General features: G+C 67.3%; 19 protein-coding genes and 1 tRNA gene. 12 read left to right on the top strand and 8 right to left on the bottom strand.

The annotated features are described in order from the left end of the window. The first annotated feature begins 45 nt into the window (after positions 1–45). Positions 46–720, top strand: coding sequence for a Crp/Fnr family transcriptional regulator (locus AB0I35_RS08105; protein ID WP_040703546.1), 675 nt, complete (start codon positions 46–48; stop codon positions 718–720). Between the two features lie 187 nt (positions 721–907). On the opposite strand, the gene AB0I35_RS08100 is transcribed toward AB0I35_RS08105, so the two are convergent. Genes AB0I35_RS08100 through AB0I35_RS08090 form a run of 3 tightly spaced genes read right to left on the bottom strand, consistent with a single transcriptional unit; the run spans position 908 to position 2337 of the window. Beyond that, on the bottom strand, positions 908–1702 hold the full coding sequence (locus AB0I35_RS08100) for an MBL fold metallo-hydrolase (RefSeq protein WP_357395113.1): 795 nt from the start codon (positions 1700–1702) through the stop codon (positions 908–910). A gap of 9 nt (positions 1703–1711) precedes the next feature. Continuing rightward, positions 1712–2173: a RidA family protein gene (locus AB0I35_RS08095; protein ID WP_067494498.1), complete on the bottom strand. Its 462-nt coding sequence runs from the start codon at positions 2171–2173 to the stop codon at positions 1712–1714. Between the two features lie 2 nt (positions 2174–2175). Continuing rightward, entirely contained in the window at positions 2176–2337 is a 162-nt protein-coding gene (locus AB0I35_RS08090; RefSeq protein WP_110038224.1) for a DUF4177 domain-containing protein, read from the bottom strand. Between the two features lie 59 nt (positions 2338–2396). On the opposite strand from AB0I35_RS08090, the gene AB0I35_RS08085 reads away from it, so the two are divergent. Both AB0I35_RS08085 and AB0I35_RS08080 read left to right on the top strand, forming a co-directional pair. Beyond that, positions 2397–3434, top strand: a complete 1038-nt coding sequence (locus tag AB0I35_RS08085; RefSeq protein WP_357395112.1) for an ArsA-related P-loop ATPase — start codon at positions 2397–2399, stop codon at positions 3432–3434. Beyond that, the gene (locus AB0I35_RS08080) at positions 3431–4561 is read left to right on the top strand and encodes an ArsA family ATPase (RefSeq protein WP_357395111.1); all 1131 of its coding nucleotides are present in this window, start codon (positions 3431–3433) and stop codon (positions 4559–4561) included. Before AB0I35_RS08085 ends, AB0I35_RS08080 begins: the two co-directional genes overlap by 4 nt. A gap of 99 nt (positions 4562–4660) precedes the next feature. Here AB0I35_RS08080 and AB0I35_RS08075 read toward each other — a convergent pair whose 3' ends face one another. Then, positions 4661–4984 (bottom strand): WhiB family transcriptional regulator, encoded by a 324-nt coding sequence (locus tag AB0I35_RS08075; protein ID WP_019044565.1) that lies wholly within the window; start codon positions 4982–4984, stop codon positions 4661–4663. Positions 4985–5355: 371 nt separating this feature from the next. Here AB0I35_RS08075 and AB0I35_RS08070 point away from each other — a divergent pair, with 371 nt between their 5' ends. Further along, complete coding sequence (locus AB0I35_RS08070) at positions 5356–7734, top strand: transglycosylase domain-containing protein (RefSeq protein ID WP_357395110.1); 2379 nt, start codon at positions 5356–5358, stop codon at positions 7732–7734. Positions 7735–7786: 52 nt separating this feature from the next. Here the strand turns inward: AB0I35_RS08070 and AB0I35_RS08065 are convergent, their stop codons facing one another. Further along, a complete protein-coding gene (locus AB0I35_RS08065) occupies positions 7787–8251 on the bottom strand; it encodes a GatB/YqeY domain-containing protein (RefSeq protein ID WP_067494932.1) in 465 nt (154 codons plus the stop codon). Positions 8252–8384: 133 nt separating this feature from the next. Between AB0I35_RS08065 and AB0I35_RS08060 the strand changes: the two genes are divergently transcribed. From AB0I35_RS08060 to AB0I35_RS08050, 3 genes are all read left to right on the top strand, one after another. Further along, positions 8385–9347 carry a metallophosphoesterase gene (locus AB0I35_RS08060; RefSeq protein WP_357395109.1) on the top strand — a complete coding sequence of 321 codons (963 nt, stop codon included), beginning with the start codon at positions 8385–8387 and terminating at the stop codon, positions 9345–9347. A gap of 354 nt (positions 9348–9701) precedes the next feature. Then, a complete protein-coding gene (locus AB0I35_RS08055) occupies positions 9702–10700 on the top strand; it encodes a hypothetical protein (protein WP_357395108.1) in 999 nt (332 codons plus the stop codon). 66 nt (positions 10701–10766) lie between these two features. Then, positions 10767–10840: transfer RNA gene (locus tag AB0I35_RS08050), tRNA-Pro, on the top strand. A 94-nt stretch (positions 10841–10934) separates the two neighbouring features. Here AB0I35_RS08050 and AB0I35_RS08045 read toward each other — a convergent pair. Beyond that, on the bottom strand, positions 10935–11255 hold the full coding sequence (locus AB0I35_RS08045; RefSeq protein WP_357395107.1) for a hypothetical protein: 321 nt from the start codon (positions 11253–11255) through the stop codon (positions 10935–10937). Positions 11256–11498: 243 nt separating this feature from the next. Here AB0I35_RS08045 and AB0I35_RS08040 point away from each other — a divergent pair, with 243 nt between their 5' ends. After that, a complete protein-coding gene (locus tag AB0I35_RS08040; protein WP_357395106.1) occupies positions 11499–11993 on the top strand; it encodes a hypothetical protein in 495 nt (164 codons plus the stop codon). 45 nt (positions 11994–12038) lie between these two features. Here the strand turns inward: AB0I35_RS08040 and AB0I35_RS08035 are convergent, their stop codons facing one another. Continuing rightward, entirely contained in the window at positions 12039–12164 is a 126-nt protein-coding gene (locus tag AB0I35_RS08035; protein WP_357395105.1) for a hypothetical protein, read from the bottom strand. Between the two features lie 182 nt (positions 12165–12346). Here AB0I35_RS08035 and AB0I35_RS08030 point away from each other — a divergent pair, with 182 nt between their 5' ends. Continuing rightward, positions 12347–13039, top strand: a complete 693-nt coding sequence (locus AB0I35_RS08030) for a GntR family transcriptional regulator (RefSeq protein ID WP_357395104.1) — start codon at positions 12347–12349, stop codon at positions 13037–13039. Between the two features lie 8 nt (positions 13040–13047). After that, positions 13048–14733 (top strand): allophanate hydrolase, encoded by a 1686-nt coding sequence (atzF, locus tag AB0I35_RS08025; protein WP_357395103.1) that lies wholly within the window; start codon positions 13048–13050, stop codon positions 14731–14733. On the opposite strand, the gene AB0I35_RS08020 is transcribed toward atzF, so the two are convergent. Continuing rightward, positions 14690–15352 (bottom strand): arsenate reductase ArsC, encoded by a 663-nt coding sequence (locus tag AB0I35_RS08020; protein ID WP_067640448.1) that lies wholly within the window; start codon positions 15350–15352, stop codon positions 14690–14692. The genes atzF and AB0I35_RS08020 overlap by 44 nt on opposite strands. Positions 15353–16062: 710 nt before the next feature. On the opposite strand from AB0I35_RS08020, the gene AB0I35_RS08015 reads away from it, so the two are divergent. Then, complete coding sequence (locus AB0I35_RS08015) at positions 16063–17301, top strand: amino acid permease (protein ID WP_357395102.1); 1239 nt, start codon at positions 16063–16065, stop codon at positions 17299–17301. Positions 17302–17350: 49 nt separating this feature from the next. Continuing rightward, positions 17351–18691, top strand: coding sequence for a serine hydrolase (locus AB0I35_RS08010; protein ID WP_357395101.1), 1341 nt, complete (start codon positions 17351–17353; stop codon positions 18689–18691). The last annotated feature ends 29 nt before the right edge of the window (positions 18692–18720 follow it).

Genomic DNA, 18720 nt, shown 5'->3' with positions numbered 1-18720 from the left:
TCGCTCGACCAGGTTCGCAAGCCATATCCCATAAGGAGCACATTCGTGGACGAGGCCCTCGCCAGAGCAGGCATCTTCCAAGGCGTCGAGCCCACCGCGGTGGCCGCGCTCGCCAAGCAGCTGCAGCCCGTAGATTTTCCGCGCGGCCACGTCATCTTCAACGAGGGCGAACCCGGCGATCGGCTGTACATCATCACGACGGGCAAGGTGAAGATCGGCCGACGTTCCCCCGACGGCCGGGAAAACCTGCTGACCATCATGGGTCCGTCCGACATGTTCGGTGAACTGTCGATCTTCGACCCGGGTCCGCGTACCTCGACCGCAACCACGGTCACCGAGGTCCGCGCGGTCACGATGGACCGCGACGCACTCAAGTCGTGGATCGATCAGCGCCCCGAGATCGCTGAGCAGCTGCTGCGCGTGCTTGCCCGACGCCTTCGCCGCACCAACAACAACCTCGCCGACCTCATCTTCACCGACGTGCCCGGCCGTGTGGCCAAGGCGCTGCTGCAGCTCGCACAGCGTTTCGGCACGCAGGAGGCCGGTGCGCTGCGCGTGACGCACGACCTGACCCAGGAAGAGATCGCCCAGCTGGTCGGCGCCTCGCGCGAAACCGTCAACAAGGCGCTCGCCGACTTCGCACATCGCGGTTGGCTGCGTCTCGAGGGCAAGAGCGTGCTGATCTCGGATTCGGAGCGCCTGGCGCGTCGCGCGCGCTGACTGTTCCGCCTCCCCGCGATTTCGGCCAGATTCACGCGCGGGGAGATGGTGCGGGCGGCCGGACTCAGTGGGTGGCGGGGTCAGCCCGTGCCCTATGAGTTACCCATGTGCTTGCGAGATCTGTTGTGCCGTCGTTTTCGGAACGCTTTCCGATCGCAGGCGCCTTTCGGCCTGCGATCGGAAGCGGTCAGCCTTGTTCGGCCCGCAGGTACTCCAGTTGAGCCCGCACCGAACTGCGCGCCGCGGGCCACAGGCGTTTGTCCACATCGGCGTACACCTTGCGGACCACCGCGAGAGCACCCGCGTCGGAACCCAATTCGGCCAGTGCCGCCCGCACCTGGTCGAGCCGTTCGCGGCGATGGTTCAGGTAGTAGCGCACCACCGGTTCGGCGTCCGGATGATCCGGACCGTGCGCGGGCAGCAGCGCCTTGCCGGCACCACGCTCGAGCAGCAGCTCGAGTGACGACAGGAACGCGGCCAGCGCACCGCCCGACGACTCGAGCACCGTCGTGCCCTTGCCGAGCACCGTGTCGCCGGTGACGACCGCGTCGTCGAGCAGGAAACTCACCGAGTCGCCGGTGTGGCCCGGCGTCGCGAGCACGGTGATCCGCAGCCCCGCCGCCTCGATGACCTCACCGTCGGCCAGCGGAGTCTCGGTGCCGCGCAGGTACTTCGGCTCCACCGCCCGTACCGGTGTCCCGGTGGCTTTCACCAGGTGATCGATGCCGCCGGTGTGGTCGGGGTGGTGATGGGTGATGAGGGTGAGCGCGATGCGCCCACTGGTGGCCGCGACGATGTCGGCGGTGTGTTTCTTGTCCTTCGGGCCCGGATCGACGACCACGTAGTCGTCGCTGCCGGGCCCGCGTAGCAGCCAGGTGTTCGTCCCGTCGAGCGTCATCTGGGACGGGTTCTCGGCCAGCAGCACCGATGCGGTCGGCGTGACCTGCCTGACCTGGCCGTACGCGGGATGTTCCAGTGCCATGACGGCTACCTATCCGACCTCGACGATCAGTTCCACCTCGACGGGCGTGTTCTTGGGCAGTTCGGAGACGCCGACGGCCGAGCGCGCGTGCACGCCCGCCTCGCCGAACACCTCTCCGAGGAATTCCGAGGCACCGTTGATCACGATCGGCTGATCGGTGAACCCGGGCGCTGAGGCGACGAAGCCGACCACCTTCACGATCCGAACGACCTGGTCGAGCCCGACCAGATCGTGCACTGCGGCGAGCGCGTTGAGCGCGCACAGCCGCGCGGCCTCCTTGGCCTGCTCCACATCGACCTCGGCGCCGACCTTGCCGACCGCCGACAGTTCACCGTCGACGAAGGGCAGCTGACCGGAGGTGTACACCAGCGAACCGGTGCGGATCGCCGGGATGTAGGCCGCGACGGGGGCGGCGACCGGCGGCAGGGTGACCCCGAGCCGGTCGAGCGCGTCCTTCCACGCGGTGGCCACGACTACTTCCGCCGCTTCAGGTAGGCGACGTGCTGTTCGCCGGTCGGTCCGGGCAGCACCGTGACCAGCTCCCAGCCGTCGGCGCCCCACTGATCGAGGATCTGCTTGGTCGCGTGCGTCAACAGCGGCACGGTCGCGTACTCCCACAGGGTGACTTCACTCATGGTGTGAGTTTAGGGCTCACCCCGACCATCCCCGCGAAACGGGTTATAGGCTCGGCGACGTGGGAGCACCAACAGCAGAGCCGGTTTCCTCGGTTCCCGAGCCGACGACCGGGTGGCCAGAGCGCGCGGTCAAGGCCCGTTTGCATTACGTGACAGGCAAGGGCGGCACCGGCAAGTCGACGGTTTCGGCCGCGCTCGCCCTCGCCCTGGCCGCAGGGGGACGCAAGGTGCTGCTGGTGGAGGTCGAGAACCGCCAGTCCATCGCGCAGCTGTTCGACCGGCCACCGCTGCCGCCCACCGAAACCCAGATCGCCACCGCCGACGGTGGGGGCGAGGTGGTGGCGCTGGCGCTGGACACCGAGTACGCCTTCCTCGAATACCTCGACATGTTCTACAACCTCGGCTTCGCGGGCCGGGCGATGCGCCGGATGGGCGCCATCGAGTTCGTCACCACCATCGCGCCCGGTCTGCGCGATGTGATCCTCACGGGCAAGATCAAGGAATGCGCGGTGCGCGTCGGCAAGGACGGCAAGCCCGTCTACGACGACATCGTCGTCGATTCGCCGCCGACCGGGCGGATCGCATCGTTCCTCGACGTCACCCAGGCCATGGCCGAGATCGCCAAGGGCGGCCCGATCGCCTCGCAGGCCGAGGGCGTCTCCAAGCTGCTGCATTCGGATCAGACGATGATCCACCTGGTGACGTTGCTCGAGGCATTGCCGGTGCAGGAGACCGCCGACGCGGTGGCCGAACTCACCGCGAACGATCTGCGCATCGGCACGGTGATCGTCAACCGGGCGGCCGCCGGTCAGCTCGCGCCCGCCGACCGGGTCGCCGCCGTGCGCGGTGAACTCGACACCGCCGCGATCGCCGCCGGTCTCACCAAGGCCGGAATCACCCTGTCCGACAACGATTTCGCCGGCCTGATCACCGAAGCGACCGACCACGCGACGATGCTCACCGCCCAGGACGCGAGCGCCGCCGAACTGGCCGAGGTCGATGTCCCCCAGCTGCATCTGCCCGCGCTGAGCGACGGCATGGATCTCGGCGGGCTCTACGAACTGGCCGAACAGCTATCCGCGCAGGGAGTGCGATGAACGACCGTGTGACCACCCCGCCTCCCCTCGATGTCGCCGAGATCATCGCCGACCCGCAGGCCAAGGTCATCGTGTGCTGCGGTTCCGGCGGCGTCGGCAAGACCACGACCGCCGCCTCGATCGCGTTGCGCGCGGCGGAGTCGGGCCGCAAGGTCGTGGTGCTCACGATCGACCCGGCGCGCAGGCTCGCCCAGTCGCTCGGCGTCGCCGAACTCGACAACTCACCGCAGCGCGTGGAGCTGGGCCCCGACGTGCCGGGCGAACTGCACGCGATGATGCTGAACATGCGCCGCACCTTCGACGACATGGTGCTCGAGCACACCAGCCCCGAGAAGGCCGAGCAGATCTTCGCCAACCCGATCTATCAGACGGTGGCGTCGTCGTTCGGTGGCACGCAGGAATACATGGCGATGGAGAAGCTGGGGCAGCTGGCCGCGCGCAAGGAGTGGGACCTGATCGTGGTCGACACCCCGCCCTCGCGCAACGCCCTCGACTTCCTCGACGCGCCCAAACGGCTCGGCACGTTCCTCAACGGGAAGATGATCCGGCTCATCATGGCGCCGGGTCGCGGTGTCGGCCGGTTCGTCACGGGAGCGATGAGCCTGGCCATGCGCGGGGTGTCCACGATCGTCGGCGGGCAGATGCTCAAGGACGCCTCGACGTTCCTGCAGTCGCTGGAGTCGCTGTTCGGCGGTTTCCAGGACCGGGCCGAACGCACCTTCGCGATGCTGGCCAAGCCGGGCACCCACTTCCTCGTCGTCGCCGCGGCCGAGCCGGACGCGCTGCGGGAGGCGTCGTTCTTCGTCGACCGGTTGTCGACCGAGCAGATGCCGCTGGCCGGTCTGGTGCTCAACCGCACGCATCCCGTGCTGACGAGCCTGTCCGGCGATCACGCGCTCACCGCCGCCGATCAGCTCGCCGACACCGACCCGCTCACCGCGTCGGTGTTGCGTATCCATGCCGAGCGGGTGGCCACCGCCAAACGGGAGCAACGGCTGCTGCACCGGTTCACCGGGGCGCATCCCAAGGTCCGGATCGTGTCCGTGACCGCGCTGCCGTTCGAGGTCTCCGACCTCACCGCCTTGCGTGCGGTCGGCGATCAGCTGACCGGCAAGGCCGCGTCCTAATCAGACATATCGGCTATCGCTTGCTTCGGCGGTAGTACCCGCCAACGGCGCCGATCCCGCAAACCCAGCGGTCTCGGCGCCGTTGTGGTATTCGCTCTGTCAGATGGCCACTTGGTGCTGTCGCTGAGCCTGGAAGAAGTCGGCCCAGGAGGTCACATCGGGGTGCTGCTTGAGCAACGCTCGTCGCTGGCGTTCGGTCATGCCGCCCCACACGCCGAACTCCACCCGATTGTCGAGGGCATCGGCGCCACACTGCATCAATACCGGGCAATGACGGCAGATCGTGGCCGCCTTGCGCTGCGCCGCACCGCGCACGAAGAGCTGATCCGGGTCCACTTCCTTGCATCGCGCCTGGGCAACCCAAGCGATCCTTGCCTCGGCCTGCTCTACATCCAGTCGAGCGATGGGGGTTGTGATGTGCATTTGATGTGCCCCTTTGCAGTCCGAACACCGTTGTGCGGCGCTCCAGAATCGCGAGCGCGGATCACAGCAACCCAACTACCGCTGCGTTCCGCACCACATTCCACTTTGAGTGTTAGCTCTATCACACTGGGTTCTCAATCTAGGTAAAGGTATGGCCGTTACGCAAGACCGGCCGCCGATTTTTTGGTACGGGCGTCCATTCAAATCGCGTGTCGACGCGGCAGCGGCGCTGTTCACCGGCGTGCCCGGTCGCGACACGCCGATGTGATCATTTTGTTGACACGCCCGAGCAACCCCCCTGGCACCGGGCGGACAACTGACGTCGGCCAGCAGACCGTGTCCCTCGACACGCCACCCTTTAGTCTGGACCGGTGCCGATCACTCAAACGCTTGCGAGGCTGGCCGGCAGCTGCGCGCTGGCCGCCGTGCTAGTCGCCGGGCTGTTGTTCCCCTTGGCCGGTGGGTTCGGGTTCATCTCCAACCGGGCCGCCGATGCCGTCGACAACGTGTCAGCCGAGCTGGTGGAGGGCACCGTCCCGGCGGTGTCGACGATGGTCGACGCCAGCGGGACACCCATCGCCTGGCTCTACGAGCAGAGACGGTTCGAGGTGCCGAGCGATCGGATCTCGAACAACATGAAGCTGGCGATCGTGTCCATCGAGGACAAGCGCTTCGCCGACCACAAGGGCGTCGACTGGCAGGGCACGCTGCGCGCGTTCCTGACCAACACGTCCTCCGGTGAGGTGCAGCAGGGCGCCTCGACGCTGGATCAGCAGTACGTGAAGAACTTCAACCTGCTCGTCGTCGCCAAGACCGACGCCGAACGCCGCGCCGCCATCGAGACCACCCCCGCGCGCAAGCTGCGCGAGATCCGGATGGCGCTCACCCTCGACCGCGAGCTGTCCAAGGACGAGATCCTCACCCGCTATCTGAACCTGGTGCCCTTCGGCAACGGTTCCTACGGCATCCAGGACGCCGCTCAGACCTACTTCGGTGTCGACGCGGCCGACCTGAACATCACCCAGTCGGCGATGCTGGCGGGCATGGTGCAGTCCAGCTCGAAGCTGAACCCCTACACCAACGTCCAAGGCGTCACCGACCGCCGCAACACCGTGCTCGACACGCTCATCCAGAACATCCCGAGCCGGGCCGAGGAGTTCCGCAAGGCCAAGGCCGAACCACTCGGCGTGCTGCCCGAGCCCAAGGGTCTGCCGCGTGGCTGCATCGCCGCCCAGGACAAGGGTTTCTTCTGCGATTACGCCCTGCAGTACCTGGCCGAGTCGGGCATCAGCCGCGAACAGATCGACAAGGGCGGCTACCTGATCAGGACCACCCTCGACCCGGTGCTGCAGGAATCGGTGAAGCGGTCGGTCACCGAGCACGCACCGCCGGATCTCGAGAACATCGCCGAGGTCATGTCGGTGGTCTCCCCCGGTCAGGACGCCCACCATGTGCTGGCGATGGCGTCGAGCCGTACCTACGGGCTCAACCGCGACGCCAACGAGACGCTGCTCGGCCAGCCGTACTCGCTGGCCGGTGACGGCGCGGGCTCGATCTTCAAGCTGTTCACCACCGCCGCCGCCATGGAGAAGGGCCTCGGCATCAACGCCCAGGTCGACGTGCCGAGCGTATACGCGGCCAAGGGCATGGGTTACAGCAACTCGCCCGGCTGCCCCGCCGACTCCTGGTGTGTGAAGAACGCGGGCAACTACCCGGGTTCGATGTCGGTCACCGATGCGCTGGCCACCTCGCCGAACACCACGTTCGTCAAGATGATCCAGGACGTCGGCGTCTCCGCCGCGGTCGACATGGCCGTGCGCCTCGGCATGCGCGCCTACACCCAGCCCGGCACCTCCGGGCACGGCAACACGAGCCTGGCCGACCACATCAAGAACAACAACATGGGTTCGTTCACCCTCGGCCCGTTCGCGATCAACCCGCTCGAACTGTCGAACGTGGCCGCCACGCTCGCCTCGGGCGGCAAGTGGTGCCCGCCCTCGCCGATCCGCGAGGTGATCGACCGGTATGGCAAGACCGTGCCGCTCACCCAGCAGGCCTGCGAGCAGGTGGTCGACCCCGGTCTGGCCAACACCCTCGCCAACGCCATGAGCAAGGACGACATCTCCGGTACCGCCGCCGCGGCGGCCCGGGCCAACGGCTGGAACGCGCCGATGTCGGGCAAGACCGGAACCACCGAAAGCCACCGTTCCTCGGCCTTCCTCGGTTTCACCAACTCGCTGGCGTCGTCGGTCTACGTGTACGGCGACAGCCCGACCCCCGGCGAGATCTGCTCGTTCCCCCTGCGCAACTGCGGCGCGAGCGACGCCAACGGCCTGTTCGGTGGTAACGAGCCCGCCCGCACCTGGTTCGGCGCCATCAAGCCGGTGATGGACCGGTTCCCGCCGCCCGCCCTGCCGCCGCTGGACGACAAGTACGTGCGCGGCGCGAACAACTCCCAGGTGCCGGATGTGGCGGGCAAGTCGCAGGGCGAGGCCACCTCGATCCTGGTCGGCGCCGGTTTCCAGGTGTCGGCGGTGACCAGCCCCGGCTCGCAGCCCAAGGGCACGGTGATGGGTAGCTCGCCGAACGGTTCGGCCATCCCGGGTTCGGTCGTCACGATCTACATCAGCGACGGGTCGGTCCGGGTGCCGGTGCCGACCACGCCGCCGCCCGCCGCGCCGCCGCCGGCCATCCCGGGTCTGCCGCAGATTCCGCGTCTGCCACCGATCCCGATCCCGGTGCCGCGTTAGAACACGACAAGGGCCGCCGTCCAGTCCGGACGGCGGCCCTTGTCGTTCGGTTCTACAGGCGCGACTTGACCGCCGCCGACAGCCGCGAGCCGTCGGCCCGGCCGTTCGCCAGCGCCGTCGCGGCCTTCATGACCTGACCCATCTGCCGCATTCCGGGCCGCTCGCCGAGTTCCTCGGCGACCTGGGCGATGGCGGTATCGGCCACCTCGGCCAGCTCCGCCTCGGTCAGCTGCGTGGGCAGGTACTCCTCGATGATCGCTTCCTCGGCGCGCTCGTTCGCGGCCAGTTCACCACGGCCGTTCTGCTCGTAGACCGTCGCCGACTCGTTGCGCTTCTTGGCTTCCTTCTGCAGGACGGCCACCACATCGGTATCGGACAGTTCGCGCGCCTGCGTTCCGGAGACCTCGGCGTTCTGGATCGCGGCGAGCAGCATCCGCAGGGTCGACAGACGCAGTTTGTCCTTGGCTTTCATCGCGGAAGTCATATCCGCGCGCAGCTGTGCTTTCAGTTCCGACATGGGGTCACGGTAGCCCGAACACCCGAAAACTCCCATCACATTTCGACACCGACAGATACATCCGGGTGAATTCGGCGACTCTTGTGCGGAAACACACGCGCCGATCCGGGAGGAGGTCACCTATGCTGGGCAAATGCCCGTTATCTCGACGACCGCTGTCCGCCGAACCGCGTTGGGAGCCGCCGGGGCCGCCGTCGCAGGCATCGGTTACGCCACTCTGATCGAACGGAACGCGTTCGTCCTGCGTGAGGCCACGATGCCGGTGCTCGCACCCGGGTCGCCGACCCTGCGCATTCTGCACCTCAGCGACCTGCACATGATGCCGGGTCAGCAACTCAAACAGCAGTGGCTGCGCGAACTCGACCGCCTCGAACCCGACCTGGTCGTGAATACCGGTGACAATCTTTCCCACCCCAAGGCCGTGCCCGCCGTTGTGCAATCCCTCGGTGCGCTGCTGGCCCGTCCCGGCTTGTTCGTGTTCGGTTCCAACGACTATTTCGCGCCGGTTCCGAAGAATCCGCTGAAGTATTTCGACAAGGACCACCGCCGCGTCTACGGTGACCCGCTGCCCTGGCAGGATCTGCGCGCCGCGTTCACCGAACGCGGCTGGCTCGACCTCACCCACACCCGCCGCGACCTCGAAGTCGCCGGCATCCGCATCGCCACCGCGGGCGTCGACGACCCGCACCTGCAGCGCGACCGCTACGACACCGTGGCAGGCGCGCCGAACCAGTTGGCGCAGTTGAGCATCGGCCTCACTCACTCCCCCGAGCCCCGCGTGCTCGACCGTTTCGCCGAGGACGGTTACGACCTGGTGCTCGCCGGTCACACCCACGGCGGTCAGCTGGTCGTGCCCGGTTACGGCGCGCTGGTCACCAACTGCGGGATCGACAAGTCGCGGGTGAAGGGTCCGTCGCAGTGGGGTGCGCACACTCAGCTGCACGTGTCCGCCGGCATCGGCACCTCCCCCTGGGCGCCCTACCGCTTCTGCTGTCGCCCCGAAGCCACCCTGCTCACACTGGTCGGTGCGCCCCCGAAGCGTCCGGCCGCCGATGCGGGACACGGCATCTCGGCCTCGGAGGCCGTCGCCCGCTAAGGTCGTCCCCCGAACGATTCTTGTCTCGAGGGGGCGGCCGTGAGTGCATCCGACGATCCGAACCTGTCCGGCGATCCCAACGCGCGACCAGCCGATCCCACGGCGGTGTGGACGCCTGGCGGCACGGGTCTTCCGCCGACTCTGCGGTGGGACGGGTCCGGGCCGCCGCCCGGGCTGCCGGATCCGACGCCGTGGAATCCAGCGGGGCCGCAGGTCTGGCAGGATTCTGGCGCTCTGCCGAACCAGGCAGGACCCGCCACACAGGCGAGCCAAGGGCAGTGGGCGGGGTCCGGCAGTCAGGGACAGCCGTTTCCGAACCAGGCGGGGGCGGGCGGGCAGCCGACTCCATGGGCAGTGCCCGGCAACCCGGGCCAGAACCAAGCAGGGCCCGGCGGGCAGCATTGGGGCCCCGGGCAGCCGCCCGCGCAGTCGCAATGGGGCGCACCGGGATTCGGGGTGCAGCCGAACGCGCAGTGGAATTACGGTGCGGGACAGGCCGGCTCGTGGGGGCAGCAGCCCGTGCAGAAGTACGGTGAGGTTCCGCCGCTCGAGCATTACGGGGTGCAGCCTTACGGGCAGCCCCTTCCCGGCGGGCCGAAATCCGGTGGAAAGGCTTGGGTTTGGGTGGCTGCGGGTGTGGCGGCGCTGCTGCTGGGCGGAGTCGCGATCACGGCCGTCGCGTTGTCCGGCGACGAGGCAGCCTCGACGGCAGGCACCAGCACCCCATCGATGGTCAGCGCCCTGACCACCTCACCGGCCCCGTCGTCGACCAAGCCGAAGTCCACCACCCCCTCGCCGACGGGTGCGGCAGCCGGCAAGACCCCGCTCATCGAGGGCTACCAGGTCGTCGCCGCCCCCGACCGCGGCGCCGCCTACGACGTCCCACCCGGCTGGAAGGTCGCGACCGAGACAACCATCGGCGGTGTCGGCGAACCGCCCGGCGACACGGTGATCGGCAAGGGCTACGCCACCGACGGCCGCGACTACTGCCCCGGCTCCACCCGGACCATGTCCCTGCTCACCGGCTCCAAACAGACCGACCACGCCGCGGCAGGCACCGAACTCGGCACCAAGGCGGCCCGCCTCGCCTACGGTGGCGCCACCGGCACGCCCCGCCCCGCCGAACCTCTCACCTCGATCGACGGCACAACCACCGGCATGTTCACCGAAACCACCGGCACCGTCCCCAGCCCCAAACCCGGCTGCGCCCCCACCTTCTCCATCTACACCTACGCCTTCAAGGGCACCAAAGACGGCAGCTTCGTCATGGTCATGATCGCCGACACCGGCGTCCCCGACGCCATAGACCCCGCGACCGCCAAACGCATCTTCAGCTCCATCCGCGCCCTCTAACCCCACCTGACCAGCCAATTTAACGTTTCACACCCCCACGTTGTAAGCTACTTCAGGTTCGCCTCACGGGGTGTGGCGCAGCTTGGTAGCGCGCTTCGTTCGGGACGAAGAGGTCGCAGGTTCAAATCCTGTCACCCCGACGTGTTGGTTGAGACACCAAAAAGCCTCTGACCTGGTTTCCTGGTCAGAGGCTTTTTGCATGTCCGCAGCCGGGTTGCCCTCTTTCCGAGACGGCTAACGAAACCACCCGCGGTTGCGCTGCTCGTCGAGCTCGATGAGCTCTTCCTCGGTGAGGTCGTCTTCAGGAATACGCTCCTGCGCAGGCATCCGTGCCGGTTTAGGTGCGGGCTGTTCGGCAGCGATTTCGATCGACTCGACTGCCGCGGCTATGCGTGGGTCCGCAGTCAGTTCATCGAGGCGATCACGCACATTCCCACGAGCCTTGTCCAAGGCATCGTGCACAAGGGTTGTGATGAGCTTGCCGAGCTCGGCCCCGTAGGGCGTGACGCTGTTATCGATGCGGACCGCTTCGAGCGGTCCATCCGGCTCGGACATCGACCGCGACACCGTACCGAGACTCGGTGAACCGGTCAGTGAGCAGTGCACGCCGCACGGCACTCATTCGCTCGGTGATCGGGTCGATGTCATTGTTGTTCGGGTACACACCACCTACCGCGCGAATCGATGAACAGCCGAGCCTGCCCGGCTCACTGATCCCGGACAACAAGCCTTCGCCCAAGTGACCTCCGCTTGGCCAATATCGGAATCTCGAGGATATCGGTGGATACTCGGAAACGAATGAGCGTCGCATTGCTGGCCGTCGTTGTCACAGCAGCCTCCGCCCCGGTCGTGGCATGCGGTTCTCTGTCGAGTGGTGACCAGATCACCGTTCAGGATGGGAACCCCGCGTTGACAGCAGCGTTCAATCGACTGTTGGCGGAAAGGGGTACTGCCCGGTTGGGCGACGTCGTCGCATCGTCCGGAGCCGAGATCGGCCCATGGGACCGCATGTACAGCTTCAGTTCCCCGAATACGAGTGACGAACTGAATCGAGCACTGGGGACGGACGGCGCAAAATGGACCGGGCTGCACACTCACTCCGACTCGACAACGCAGGTCTTCGTACGTGATGGCAAAGTCGTTCTTGCCTATGACGACAGCGAACGAGGCCCGATTGTCGAGCGGCGGTCTTACGCCACTCCCGATTCCACCGTGAGCCCGACGTCCATGGTCACCAAGGGCATCGGCGGTGACCAAACGATCTGGTACCTGGAGATACAGGGGTTCTCGTGAGCGGCCGCGCCCCATCGGTTGCGGCCGTCGCGGGATCCGCGTCGGTTACGGGGGTGGTGAATCAGCATCGCCGCGACCTCGGCGGTCGGCGGGGTTGGGCCACCAGACCGTGATGGCGGTGATGGCGAGCAGGCACAGGATGAGTGCCAGGATCGCGGTCGAGTTGTTCATGGGCCCTCCTCTGTAGAGAAGGGTGCGCTCGGTGTGTGTCGGTAGGGGGCGCCCGAGTGTTGAGGGGTGGTTGAGAAGTGCTCTCGGTGGGGTGGGGCGGGTGGTGAGGTGTGAGGAAGGGATAACGTGGTGCTTACTTTCTGTCACTTGATAGAAATTCGGGGTGCCTAGCGTATACAGGCATGTCGACAAGGGTGGGTACTGCGGGGGAATCCCTACGTGACGTAGTGTATTCCACCTTGCGTGGTGAGTTGATGAACGGCGATATCCGGTTCGGGGAACGGCTCACCGAACCGAAGCTTTCGGCGCGGTTCGCGATGTCGCGGACGCCTGTGCGGGAAGCGTTGACGATGCTGTGCTCGGACGGATTGCTCCAGCGGGAGGAGTTCGGGTTCAGTCCGGTGCGGCCGAGTGTCGCTCGGATTCGCGATCTGTACGAGCTGCGGCTCACCCTCGAACTCGGTGGGATGACCCGGATCATGGACAACCCGCAGATCACCCACGACGAGGAGGGCTTGCGGGCCGAACAGCAGCGCTGGCTGGCCTTGCGGGCCGACCCGCCCGCCAAGGAACCGGGGTTCGTCGTGGTCGACGAGGAATTCCATGTCGCCCTGCTGACGGCGGCGGGCAATGCGGAGCTGGTGCGCGCGCTGGTGGCGGTGAACTCCCGGATCCGGCATGTGCGGATGTACGACTTCATGATCAACAACCGGATCGAGACGACGATCAGCGAACATCTGGGCATCCTCGACGCCGTGTTCGCGCGGGACCTCCCCCGCGCACATCGGCTGCTGCACACCCACATCGGTGCTTCGCTCGATGTCGTGCTCGAGCGGATCTCGCGGGCGATCGCCGCCATGTCCATGAGCGAATAGAGGAACCGATGCCCGAATCCCCCACCACCCGGGTCGCCGCCGCCTATCAGCGGATCGCCGAGGTCGACAGGCCGGAAGTCTGGATCACTTTGCGCCCGCAGAGCGAACTCGACACCGAGGCACGCGAATTGGAGCGAAGGCTCGTCGACGGCGCCGAACTTCCGTTGGCGGGCCTGCTCCTCGCGGTGAAGGACAATGTCGATGTCGCGGGCCTGCCGACCACCGCCGCGTGCCCCGAGTTCGCCTATACGCCGACCGAAACCGCCTCGGCTGTGCAGCGATTGACAGACGCGGGCGCACTGATCCTCGGCAAAACCAACCTCGATCAGTTCGCCACCGGCCTCGTCGGCACCCGCAGCCCGTACGGCGCGGTCCGCCACGCCCGACATCCCGAAATGGTCTCCGGCGGTTCGAGTTCCGGTTCCGCCGTAGCGGTCGCCCTTGGCATCGCCGATATCGCGATCGGCACCGATACGGCCGGTTCGGGGCGTGTCCCGGCCGCCTTCCACGGCATTGTCGGGATCAAGGCCAGCCTGGGCATCATCCCGGCCCACGGTGTGGTTCCGGCCTGCGCCGACTACGACGCCGTCACCGTCTTCGCCGGCACGCTCGACCTCGCCGTCACGGCCGCCGCGATCATGGCGGGCCCGGACGCGCGCGACCCACGCAGCCGTACCTGGCCCGCGGATGTCCCCCTGGCGGGCACCCGAAAACTTGCCATCCCCCACGACCTCAGCCCGCTGAGCGTCGAATACCGCGCCGCTTTCGCCGAAACAGTTGCGGCCCTGAGCGATCAGGGCGTCCAGATCACCGAGGTGGACATCACCCCCCTACTCGACGCCGCCCGCCTCCTCTACGACGGCGCCGTCGTCGCCGAACGCTATGCGGCGGTCGGTGAATTCGTCGACAAAGGTGCGAAGGGGCTCGACAAGACCGTCGCCGGAATCATCAGCGCGGCAAAGCATCTGGATGCCCATACCTTCGCCACAGACCTCGACACCCTCGCGAACGCCCGCGCACAGGCCAAAGCCCTCCTCGCCGACTACGACGGTCTGCTCCTGCCGACAACCACTGAACACCCAACCATCGCGGCAGTGCAGGCCGATCCGCTGACGATCAACCGCCGCCTCGGCACCTACACCAACTTCTGCAACCTCCTCGACCTCGCCGCCGTCGCCGTCCCCGGCGCCACGACAGCCGACGGCCTACCCTTCGGCGTGATGGTGGTTGTCCCCACCTTCGCCGACCAGATCGCCGTCGACCTCGCCGCACTCGTCACCGGCACCCCAGCACCCCTGCTGGTGAAAACCGGTGTGCCGCTGGCGGTTTTCGGCGCCCACCTGCGCGGCCAGCCCCTGCACCGGCAACTGGAAGACCTGGGCGCCCGCTTCGCAGGCGAGATCACGACCAGCGACGCCTACCGCCTCACTGCCATGGACACGACCCCGCCGAAACCGGGCCTGGTCCGCCACGGCGACGGCCTCGGCGCCCCCATCGCAGGCGAACTGTTCCTGCTCTCCCCCGGCGCACTCGGCCGCTTCCTCGCCGACCTACCCGCACCCATGGCGCTGACGAGTATCGAATTGTCCGGCGGCACAACAGTTGTGGGCTTCGCCTGCACCTATGACGCCGCCGTGGCAGCCACCGACATCACGCGCTATGGATCTTGGCCACGGTATCTGCGGGAACACTGATCCCGAGTTCGGCGAGCAGACCGGTCACGCGGCGGCCGATATCGTCGCGGATGGGTCGTACCTGCTCCACCTCGAGACCGGCGGGGTCCTCGATGATCCATTCCTCGTAGCGCACGCCGGGAACCAGCGGGCAGGTGTCACCGCAGCCCATGGTGACGATCACGTCGGCGGCGCGGATGATCTCGTCGGTCCACGGCTTGGGGTATTCGCGGGAGATGTCGATCCCCACCTCGGCCATCGCGGCGACCGCCGCCGGATTGAGCTGCCCGCCGGGCACCGATCCGCCCGACCAGGCCACGGCACGGTTCAGGGCGAGCGCCTCGAAGTAGCCGAGCGCCATCTGGGAACGGCCGGCGTTGTGTGTACACAGGAACAGCACGGTCGGCCGCGGCTTGGCCACCTTGCCTTCGATCTTGGCGACGGCGTTCAGGCGCTGGGCGGCGAACCGCTCGGCCAGCAACGGCAGATACAACGTCACCGTCGCTCGCGCCGCGAAATCCTCGTAGGAACTATGGAGGAACTGGTGGATCGTCGCCGGATCGAACATTGTCGCGAACTCTTCACGCAACCGTTCTTCGGCACGATCAAGGGCATCGGAGTGCTCGGTTATGTCGACCACTCCTCAACCCTTACCGCACGCTCCACGTAACGCAAACGACCGGGCCGCTCACCCCTCGTCGACCGGCCCGGCCGATATCCTCCTGTGACACCCCATCGGAAGCGGCTTCGGTTGTAGTCCTCGGTGTGGTTACCGTCGGCAGTTCGTCTTCAGCGTCTGGAAGAGCCACCCTCCGGCTACACCGCCGGGTCCGGCTGATCACCCCTCGAGACCTGCCGGACCCGGTTGCTCCCGGTGCCCGAGAAAAGAATGCGACCTGGGTCTCTAGAGGTTCTTAAGAACAACTTGTCGGTTCTCGGCGAGAATGGAAGGACCGAAGAGATGGAGTACGACGATGGAGACGATGATCGTCTGGTTGCTGGCGAGCCTGCTGTACTGGTTCAGCAACTTCTGACACCGCACAACGGCGCGGAGCCGGACAGCTCCGCGCCCCGACCTGCTCGGGCAGTGAGCAGCGTCACCACCCGGATCCCGGAATAGTCCGCGGGGCTCACCGGTTGAACACCACTGTCGGCGTCCGAACAGCCCCGGGCCTCACCCCTTTGTCGCTACGAGCGACCACTCGCCGAGAGGCGCTTGTGGGGCGTCGACACCGGAGACCGGATCGCCCCACGCGATCCGCTCGACTCGCGAACGCCGCCAGGTCACCCTCATCGACCTGGCGGCGTTCGTCGTTTCTCGGGTCGCGCCGGTGATCGCGATGCTCGACGATGGGGTCCATGGAGCTGACGCGGGGTCTCGGTCTGCGCGACTGTGTGGTGATCGGGCTCGGCGCCATGATCGGTGCCGGGGTGTTCGCCGCGCTCGGTCCCGCCGCCGGTGCGGCCGGGTCGTGGATGCTGCTCGCCTTGGGCATCGCGGCCGTCGTCGCCTATTGCAATGCCCAGTCCTCGGCCCGGCTGGCCGCGCTCTATCCCGTGTCGGGTGGGACGTACGTGTACGGACGGGAGCGGCTCGGTCCGTTCTGGGGGTACCTGGCCGGCTGGGGGTTCGTGGTCGGGAAGACCGCCTCGTGCGCGGCGATGGCGTTGACGGTCGGCAGCTACGCGTGGCCCGAACACGCGCACGTGGTCGCGGTGGCGGCGGTGGTCGTCATCACGGGCATCAACTACGTGGGGGTGCAGAAGTCCGCGCTGGCCACGCGGGTGATCGTGGGGTCGGTACTCGCCGTGCTCGCGGCTGTCGTGGTGGCCGGGGTGAGTGGAGATCATTCGGCGGCAATCGTTCTCGATGACGAGATCGGCCCGTACGGCGTGCTGCAGGCGGCCGGGCTGCTGTTCTTCGCCTTCGCCGGATACGCGCGCATCGCGACCCTCGGCGAGGAAGTGCGCGACCCACAACGAACCATTCCGCGTGCGATCATGCTGGCACTCGCCGGTGCCTTCGCGGTGTACACGCTGGTCGCGGTGGCCGCCCTGCTGACGCTCGGTTCCGGCGGACTGGCCGCCGCTCACGACCCGCTCGCCCGGGTCGTCGAGGCCGCAGGCGCCGGGTGGCTGGCGCCGGTGGTGCGGGTGGGCGCGGTGCTCGCGGCGGCCGGTTCGCTGATGGCGTTGATCCTCGGCGTCTCGCGCACCACGCTGGCGATGGCGCGTGACGGGCACCTGCCCGCCACCTTGGCCGCCGTCCATCCGCGCTATTCGGTGCCACACCACGCCGAACTCGCCGTCGGTGTGGTGGTCGCCGTGCTCGCGGCGACCGTCGACCTGCGCGCCGCCATCGGATTCTCCTCGTTCGCGGTCCTCGCCTACTACCTCGTCGCCAACCTCTCGGCCGCGACCCTGAGCAGCGCCGAAAACCGTCCGGCGCGGTGGGTTCCGGTCGTCGGCGCGCTCGGCTGTGTGGTGGTCGGCTTCTCGCTGCCGATCGGCTCGGTGCTGGCCGGACTCGCGGTTCTCGGCCTCGGCGCGGCGGTATACGGAGTGCGGCGGAACATACCCGCGGGTTAGGGGCCTCGCTTTACGGGTTACGGCGCCGCGAGCGAACTAACCTCGAATTATGCGAATCAGGGGTGTTCTCGCAGGGGTATTCGTCACGGCGCTGGTATCGGCGACGCTGTTCGTCGCCCCCGCCCAGAGCGCACCGTCGACCACTTGCGAGGTGACCTCTGCCCGCGACCTGGAACGCGCCGAACCCGAAGCGGTCGGCCTCGATTCGGCGAAACTCACGGAGGCACTGCAGTTCGCGGCCACCCGCAACCGGCTCAATGTGCAGGTGTTCCGGCACAACTGCCTCGTCGGCGAGGGCCTGCGCAATCACGAGACGGGGAAGGTGGCGTGGAACATCTGGAGTGTCACCAAATCGGTGACGTCCATGCTCGCCGGAATCGCTTCGGACGAGGGAAAACTCGCCATCGACGCCCCTATCGACCGCTACCTGCCACCTGGTCTCGGCGATGCGACGCACCGGTCGATCACCGTGGAACACCTGCTGACCGAAACCTCCGGGATGAAGGTCGGTGTGCTCACCGAGGGCATCACCGCCGTGGTGCCCGTCGACCCGAACAGTGCGGTGCAGGCGCTGGCCGTCCCGCTGGCGAACCCGCCGGGCACGGCGTTCAGCTACAGCCAGCGCAATGTCGACTTGCTGTCCTATGTCATCGAATTGGCGGTCGGCGAACCGCTGCAGCAGTTCGCGCAGCGCGAGCTGTTCGACCCGCTCGGCATCCCCGCCACCGACTACTACTGGGCACGTGACCGTTCCGGGCACACCTACGGCTACGCCCACCTGATGCTGCCGCCCGACGACCTCGCCAAGGTGGGCCTGCTCGTCGCCAACGACGGCCGCTGGGGCGCCGAGCAGGTGATCTCGGCCGACTATCTGCGCAGAGCGCGCACGCCGTCGAAACAGAACCCCTGCTACGGCTACCTTTTCTGGGTGGGCGCCGGGTGCAACGAGTCACCCGAATTCCTGCCGGACAACACGTTTTTCATGTCGGGCCTGGCCCTGCAGAACGTCTTCTTCCTGCCCGAGCTGGACATGATGGTGATGTGGACCGGCGCCTTCGGCAACATCTCCGCCTACGGCCCGAGCGGCATCCTCGCCCACGCCGAGGAACTCCCCCACGAATTCTTCCGCCGCCTCTTCGCCGCCGTCACCGACGCCCCCGTCCCGACGCCCGCCCCCTACGTCGAACCACCCCTGAACTTCGACCCGAAATCCCTGGTAGACGCCGAAATCCTGCTGGCCGTCTTCGGCATCGGTCCCGGCGCCTACCCCGGCTGCACAGTCTTCAACTGCCTCAACCAACCCCTTGCCGCCCCCTTCGCCAGCATCCCCCCTGGCTGCGCCATCCTCGCCTGCGTAGGCAACGACCCGCGTACCCCGGGCATCCGCTGACAAAGCCGGGCCACCCCGCAGGGTGACCC

This window comes from Nocardia sp. NPDC050378 (assembly GCF_040655675.1).
In the GTDB taxonomy this organism is placed as follows: Bacteria; Actinomycetota; Actinomycetes; order Mycobacteriales; family Mycobacteriaceae; genus Nocardia; species Nocardia coubleae.
Note: the sequence above shows the minus strand (reverse complement) of the source record. Positions and strands in the feature narration are given on the sequence as shown.

Bases quoted from the DNA above. Each gene is read 5' to 3' on its own strand.
- AB0I35_RS08100 (WP_357395113.1), bottom strand. From the start codon at position 1,702: ATGGCACTGGAACATCCCGCGTACGGCCAGGTCAGGCAGGTCACGCCG.
- AB0I35_RS08090 (WP_110038224.1), bottom strand. From the start codon at position 2,337: ATGAGTGAAGTCACCCTGTGGGAGTACGCGACCGTGCCGCTGTTGACG.
- AB0I35_RS08080 (WP_357395111.1), top strand. From the start codon at position 3,431: ATGAACGACCGTGTGACCACCCCGCCTCCCCTCGATGTCGCCGAGATC.
- AB0I35_RS08075 (WP_019044565.1), bottom strand. From the start codon at position 4,984: ATGCACATCACAACCCCCATCGCTCGACTGGATGTAGAGCAGGCCGAG.
- AB0I35_RS08065 (WP_067494932.1), bottom strand. From the start codon at position 8,251: ATGTCGGAACTGAAAGCACAGCTGCGCGCGGATATGACTTCCGCGATG.
- AB0I35_RS08060 (WP_357395109.1), top strand. From the start codon at position 8,385: ATGCCCGTTATCTCGACGACCGCTGTCCGCCGAACCGCGTTGGGAGCC.
- AB0I35_RS08045 (WP_357395107.1), bottom strand. From the start codon at position 11,255: ATGTCCGAGCCGGATGGACCGCTCGAAGCGGTCCGCATCGATAACAGC.
- AB0I35_RS08040 (WP_357395106.1), top strand. From the start codon at position 11,499: ATGAGCGTCGCATTGCTGGCCGTCGTTGTCACAGCAGCCTCCGCCCCG.
- AB0I35_RS08035 (WP_357395105.1), bottom strand. From the start codon at position 12,164: ATGAACAACTCGACCGCGATCCTGGCACTCATCCTGTGCCTGCTCGCC.
- AB0I35_RS08030 (WP_357395104.1), top strand. From the start codon at position 12,347: ATGTCGACAAGGGTGGGTACTGCGGGGGAATCCCTACGTGACGTAGTG.
- atzF (WP_357395103.1), top strand. From the start codon at position 13,048: ATGCCCGAATCCCCCACCACCCGGGTCGCCGCCGCCTATCAGCGGATC.
- AB0I35_RS08015 (WP_357395102.1), top strand. From the start codon at position 16,063: ATGGGGTCCATGGAGCTGACGCGGGGTCTCGGTCTGCGCGACTGTGTG.
- AB0I35_RS08010 (WP_357395101.1), top strand. From the start codon at position 17,351: ATGCGAATCAGGGGTGTTCTCGCAGGGGTATTCGTCACGGCGCTGGTA.